Source organism: Elioraea sp. (genome assembly GCF_051860475.1).
Lineage (GTDB): Bacteria > Pseudomonadota > Alphaproteobacteria > Acetobacterales > Acetobacteraceae > Elioraea.
Genome location: NZ_JBHYDW010000040.1, coordinates 22,929 through 29,114 on the forward strand (window position 1 = coordinate 22,929; position 6,186 = coordinate 29,114).

Consider the following 6,186-nt stretch of genomic DNA (forward strand, 5'->3'; position numbering starts at 1 on the left):
AGATCAGCCGACCGTCTGGCTCTTGAGGTCCTTCGGCGCCCTGGTCAGCACCTCGGGCGTCCTGCCGACCACCACGGTGTCGTCCTGGCGGAACCCGCCCACGCCCCAGAGATAGATGCCGGGCTCGCAGGAATAGACCTCGTTCGCCATCAGGGGCCGATGCAGGAAGGCCGTGTCGTCGGGGAATTCGTGGCCGAGCGTGCCCATGCCGTGGCCGGTGCGGTGCAGGATGTTGGCGCCGAAGCCCGCGCGCTCGATCACGCTCTGCGCGGCGGCGTCGAAGGCCGAGACGGGATTGCCCTCGACCAGCGCCTCGATCGCCGCCTGGTTCGCCGCGTTCGCCGCCTCGAATGCCTTCACCTGGAGCTCGGACGGCGTGCCGCAGAACCAGGTGCGCTCGTTCTCGACCACCAGTCCGTTCACGCGCGGAATGACGATGTTCACCAGCCCGTGGCCCGCCTCGATGCGCGCGCCGGTGGGCTGGCCGTCGCCGTGCGGGGCGCAGGACGCCGGGCCGGAGAGCGTCCAGCAGCGCAGCTCGACGTTCTGACCCGGGAAGCGGCGCGCCGCCTCCTCGGCCATCAGCGCGGCCATGCTCATATCGAGCTCCTGCACCAGCCGGCCCGGGCGGATGTGCTCGCGGTAGCGGTCCTGCACCCAGTCGGACAGCGCGGCGGCCTCGCGCATCACCGCGATCTCCTCGTCGCACTTGACGAAGCGGAGCGCGCGCATCTCGGCGGTGGCGGGGATCAGCGTCGCCTCGGGCAGCAGCGCGACCGCGCGCGCGAGCGGGCCGCCGACGGCGTCAGCGCCGATGCGCGCGCGGTGGAGTCCCTTCGCCTTCAGCGTCTCGGCGACGAGCGCGGGCCATTGCGGATAGAGCGCCAGCCGCGCACCGACGCGCGGGTGCTCGGCGTACATCGCGATGTCATCCACCCACATCCGCTGCGCCTCGCGCGCGAAGCGGATGTGGTTGGTCGAGAGCTCGTGCATCACCGCGAAGGGAGCGCCGTCGCGCGGCACGACGAGCAGGATCGGCCGCTCCCAGGTCTGCACATCGGTGTGGAAGTTGGTGCCGAACTGGAAGAAGTCCGGCGTGGTGAAGGCGATCGCGTCCCAGCGCTCGCGGTCCATCAGCGCGGTCATCAGGCCGCGCCGGTAGTCGAACACGGCGCGGCTCAGGAACTTGGCCATCTTGGTCCTCTCAGCGGTGGAGCAGCAGCAGATACGCCGGCACCGCAAGCGCGGCAAACGCCTCGGCGAGCGGGACGTCGGCCTCCGAGTACCAGTGCGCGCGATGCAGCAGGTTCAGCGTGCCGAGCGCGCGGCCGTTCCACACGACAGGCACGTTCAGCACCGCGTCGCAGCCGAGCGAGGCGATCAGCTCGTGGTCGAAGAACACCGCGCGGATGTCCTCGGCCGTGCGGCCGATATAGGCACGCTGGTCGCGCAGCACCTGCTGCGTCCAGGGCGTGGGATTGAGCTTCTTGCGCCCGCCGACGGGATACTGCGTGGGGTGGCTGGTCCAGAAGCGTTCGCTCTCGCCGGTGTCGTGGTGGTGCAGCAGCACGGTGAACAGGATGTGGCCGATCGCCTCGCCCATGCCGGCCTGCAAGGCGGCGAAACTCGCGCGCGGCTGTCCCTCGCGGCGCAGTGCGTGCGCGACGGCGAGCAGATGCGGCAGCGGATCGGGTCGGGGCGTCATGGTGCGTCGGGCAGCTTGTGGCGGATGTGGCGGTCGGGAAACAGCCCCTGCGGGCGGAAGCGCAGCAGCACGATCAGCAGCGAGGCGATCAGGAACTCGCGCACCGCGGCGATCTGCACCGCGGCGAGGCCGGGGATCTCGGCGACCACGAAGCGCGTGCCCTCCATGAAGGCGACCACGAGCGCGGCGCCGATCACCGCGCCGGCGTTGGTGCCGGTGCCGCCGGCGGTGAGTGCGAGCACGATGTAGATCGTGATCAGCGGCACGAATCCCTCGGGCGCGATATAGGCGTTGTAGTGGCCGTAGAGGGCGCCGGCGAAGCCGGTGATCGCCGCGCCGACCGCGAAGGCCTCGGTCTTGAAGCGCAAGACGGGCTTGCCGGCGACCGCGGTCACCTGGTCGTCGTCGCGGATCGCGCGCAGCACGCGGCCATAGGGCGAGTGGCGGATGCGCTGGCAGATCAGATAGACCACCAGCACCGACACGGCGGTGATGCCGAGGAAGATCAGGTTGAAGGAGGCGGGCGCCACCGCGCCGCGCCAGGGGCCGGGGATCGCGCTGATGCCGTCGGTGCCGCCGGTGAAGCGGATCTCGTTCGAGGCGATGATGCGCACCACCTCGGAGAAGCCGAGCGTGACGATCGCGAGGTAGTCGCCCTTCATGCGCGCGGTCAGCCGCGCGACCAGCGCGCCGGCGGCGGCGGTGACGACCACCGCGGCGAGGATCGCCAGCGGCATCGGCCAGGTGGCGTGACGCACGGTCAGCATCGCCGAGGTGTAGGCGCCGACCGCCATGAAGCCGACCAGGCCGAGATTGATCATCCCGGCCATGCCCCAGATCACGTTCAGCCCGAGCGCCATCAGCCCGTAGAGCCCGGCGAACACAGCCATCGCGACGAGATAGTTCTCCATCAGTAGGCGCGCTCCCCGAGGATGCCTCTGGGCCGGAAGGTCAGCACGACCAGGATGGCGATGAAGCCGACCGCCGTGCGGTAGGCGGCGTCAAGCACAAGCAGCGAGAGCTCCTCGCCGATGCCGACCACGGCGGCGCCGACGACGGCACCCGGGATCGAGCCGAGCCCGCCCACCACGGCCGCGGCGAACACCGAGAGCACGGCGCGGAAGCCGGTCAGCGGATCGATCGAGGTGTCGAGCCCGAGCAGCATCCCGCCCACGCCGACCAGCCCCATGCCCATGAACGAGCCGAGGCGGGCGACCGTGTCCGGATTGATGCCCTTGATGTTGGCGAGCATCGGGTTGTCGGCGACCGCGCGCATCATCTTGCCGGTGCGGGTGAAGGCAAGGAACAGGAACAGCGCCGCCATCACGGCCACACTGATCGCCGCGTTCTCCACCTGCTGCGGCCCGATGCGCAGAAAGGCGAAGCCGAGATCGAAGCGCCAGTCGCGCCAGATCGGCAGGTCGTAGCCGCGCAGGTCGTTGCCGAAGATGAAGCGGATGACGTTCTCGAGCGCGATGGTCAGCGCGACCGCCGCGATCGCGGCGGTGAGCGGGCCCGCGCGACGCAGCGGCTTGAGGATCACCTCGTCGCAGGCCACGCCCGAAAGCGCGGGGACAACGAAGGCGAAGAGCAGGCTCGGGATCACCGGCAGGCCGAGCCAGACATTCGCGACATAGCCCGCATAGGCACCGAGCGTCGCGTGCGAGGCGATCGCGAAGTTGGGGAAGCGCAGCACGGCGTAGATGGTTGTGAAGCCGATCGCCGGCAGGGCCAGGATGGTTCCGACGACAAGACCGTTGACGAGGAGCTGAGGCAGCTCCTCGATCACGTGGGTCAGCACCAGCCGGTCAGGCGACGCGCAGCGTGCGCAGCCTCCCGCCCTCGGCGATCTCGTAGCGGAACGGGCAGGTGAGGATGTCGCCGGTGTCGGTGAAGTCGCACGGACCGGAGGCGCCGGTGTAGTCGATCTTCCTGCCCTCCTTCAGCAGGCGCAGCCCGTCGAGCACGTCGGTGACGCGCTCGCCGCCGCCCTGGCTGATCGTGCGCACGGAGGTGCGCAGCCCCTCGCCCGTGACCGACGGCGCGACCGCGGCGGCGAGGCAGGCGAGCGAGGCATGGTCGTTGGTCTGGCACGAATACGGATCCGGATCGTTCGTGCCGAGCAGCGTCTGCAGCCGCTTGAAGGCCGGGCTCTCGACGTCCGGGCTCGGCGCCCAGGTGACGGTGCCGTTGGTGACCTCGGCCGGCAGGGAGTCGAGCAGGCGCTGGTTCACCGCATAGGCGGGCGCGACCTTGCCGCCGTCCCAGCCGGCGCGGAACAGCTCGCGCAGGATCACGGTCACGTCCGGCAGGTAGCCGTTGAGGAAGATGAAGTCGGGCCGCGCGCGCAGCGCCTGGTCGACCTCGGAGCGGAATGCGGTCTTCTCGCGGTCGTAGATCACCTGGCCGAGCACCTGGCCGCCGTATTTCGGCATCTCGCGGGCGAGGATCTCGCGGGTGGGCTCGGCGAAGGGGGTCTGGGCGGCGAGGATGAAGATGCGCTTGGCCGCGCGCTCGCCCAGGAACTCGGCGAGCTTGGTAATCTGGAGCGTGCTGGTGGGCTGGGTGCGGATGATGAAGCCGTTGTGCGGCAACTGGGTGATGCTATCCGCGCCCGAGACGGTGAACAGCATGGTGCGGCTCTCCCAGCAGAGCGGAGCGACGGCGGTCGTCACCGCGCTCGCCCAGGTGCCCATGACGGCGACGACGCGGTCGACGTCGATCAGCTTGCGCGCGGCGCGCACGGCGGCGTCGGGGTTGGTCTGGGTATCCTCGCCGAAGAGCTGGATGCGCCGGCCGTTGATGCCGCCCGCACCGTTCACCGCCTCGACGATGCCCTCGATCGCCTTGCGCATCGACGGGCCGTAGGGCCCGCCGGCGCCGGTCAGCGGGTTGAGGGCGCCGAGGCGGATCGGGTCTCCCTGGGCGCGCAGGATGGCGGGGGTCGCGAGCAGGGCGGTGCCGGCGAGCAGCGCGCGGCGGTGCAGGCGGATGGTCATTGCTTGTCTCCCTGGAGCCTTTGGGGTGGATGATGGCGCGGAATCAGGCGCCGAGGAAGATTCGTCGCACCTCGGGGTCGGCGGCGAGGGTGGCGGCCTCGCCGGTCCGGGCGTTGCGGCCGTCCACCAGGATCACGCCGCGCCGCGCCAGGGCCAGCGCCTCGAGCGCGTTCTGCTCGACCATGGCGATGGCGGTGCCTTCGGCGTTGATGCCGCGGATGGTGTCGAACAGCGCCTCGGCCGCGACGGGGGAGAGGCCGGCGGAGGGTTCGTCGAGCAGCAGCACGCGCGGGGCGACCATCAGCGCCATGGCCATCGCCAGCATCTGGCGCTGCCCGCCCGAGAGGGTGCGTGCGGCCTGGCGGCGTTTCTCGGCGAGGATGGGGAAGCGGGCGAAGATCGCCTCGATGCGGCGCGGGGTTTCCTTGGGCTGGATGAAGCCGCCCATTTCGAGGTTCTCGCGCACCGACATGGTGGGGAAGACGTTCTGTTCCTGCGGCACGAAGGCGATCCCCCGCGCGGCGATCTCGCGCGGGGGGTGGCCGGCGATCGCGGTTCCGTCGAGCGTGATGGCGCCGGCGGAGGGGGTGAGGATGCCGGCGATCGCCTTCAGCAGCGTCGATTTGCCCGCACCGTTGGGGCCGATGATGGCGACGACCTCGCCCGGGTGGACGTCGAGATCGACGCCCTTGAGGATCATGTCGGCGGCGGCATAGCCGGCCACCACGCCGCGCGCGGAGAGCAGGGGCGTGGTCATGCGGAGGCGAAGCGGCGGCCCATGTAGGCTTCCTGCACGGCGTGGTCGGTGGCGATCGTTTCGAAGTCGCCTTGGGCGAGTCTGCGGCCTTCGGCCATGACGATGACGGGTGCGCAGAGCCGCGCGATCGCGTCCATGTGGTGTTCGATGATGAGGAAGGTGAGGCCTTCGTCGCGGAGCCGCATCAGGTGGTCGCCGATTTCGGCGGCGAGGGTGGGGTTCACGCCGGCGATCGGTTCGTCGAGCAGGATAAGCTTGGGGTCGGTCATGAGTGCGCGGCCGATCTCGAGCAGTTTCTTCTGTCCGCCCGAGAGTTCCGCGGCCGGATTGTTCGCGACGCGCAGCAGGTTCAGGCGGCGGGCGGTTTCGATGGCGCGCTCGAGCAGTTCGGATTCGCGGGTGTGTGCGGCGCGGGAGGGGAGGATGGCGAAGGGAAGAGACTCTCCTGGTTGGTGTGCGCCGTAGAGCATCAGGTTTTCGAGCACGGAGAGGCGAGGGAAGCCGCGGGCGATCTGGAAGGTTCGGACGAGGCCGAGGGCCGTGATGCGGTCGGGGCGCAGGCCGGTGATGTTGGTGGTGTTGAAGTGGACGGTGCCGGAGTCGGGCGGGACGAGGCCGGTGATGACGTTGAAGGCGGTGGTTTTGCCGGCGCCGTTGGGGCCGATGAGGCCGGTGATGGTGCCGGCTTCGACGTCGAGGTCGAGGCCGGTCAGCGCGTGGACGCC

At 70.1% G+C, this 6,186-nt stretch carries 7 protein-coding genes; all 7 read right to left on the reverse strand.

Translation table 11 applies throughout. The annotated features are described in order from the left end of the window. Positions 1-3: 3 nt before the first annotated feature. Positions 4-1,194 carry a M24 family metallopeptidase gene (locus ACTIFU_RS09625; RefSeq protein ID WP_439578085.1) on the reverse strand — a complete coding sequence of 397 codons (1,191 nt, stop codon included), beginning with the start codon at positions 1,192-1,194 and terminating at the stop codon, positions 4-6. Positions 1,195-1,204: 10 nt separating this feature from the next. Further along, complete coding sequence (locus ACTIFU_RS09630; RefSeq protein ID WP_439578086.1) at positions 1,205-1,705, reverse strand: GAF domain-containing protein; 501 nt, start codon at positions 1,703-1,705, stop codon at positions 1,205-1,207. After that, entirely contained in the window at positions 1,702-2,616 is a 915-nt protein-coding gene (locus tag ACTIFU_RS09635; RefSeq protein ID WP_439578087.1) for a branched-chain amino acid ABC transporter permease, read from the reverse strand. The genes ACTIFU_RS09630 and ACTIFU_RS09635 overlap by 4 nt, the downstream gene beginning before the upstream one ends. Next, positions 2,616-3,506, reverse strand: a complete 891-nt coding sequence (locus tag ACTIFU_RS09640; protein WP_439578088.1) for a branched-chain amino acid ABC transporter permease — start codon at positions 3,504-3,506, stop codon at positions 2,616-2,618. The genes ACTIFU_RS09635 and ACTIFU_RS09640 overlap by 1 nt, the downstream gene beginning before the upstream one ends. Positions 3,507-3,513: 7 nt before the next feature. After that, entirely contained in the window at positions 3,514-4,704 is a 1,191-nt protein-coding gene (locus tag ACTIFU_RS09645) for an ABC transporter substrate-binding protein (protein ID WP_439578089.1), read from the reverse strand. Between the two features lie 43 nt (positions 4,705-4,747). Continuing rightward, positions 4,748-5,461, reverse strand: a complete 714-nt coding sequence (locus ACTIFU_RS09650; protein ID WP_439578090.1) for an ABC transporter ATP-binding protein — start codon at positions 5,459-5,461, stop codon at positions 4,748-4,750. After that, positions 5,458-6,186 (reverse strand): ABC transporter ATP-binding protein (locus ACTIFU_RS09655; protein ID WP_439578091.1); only part of this gene is annotated, 729 nt, incomplete at its 5' end. The genes ACTIFU_RS09655 and ACTIFU_RS09650, both read right to left, overlap by 4 nt.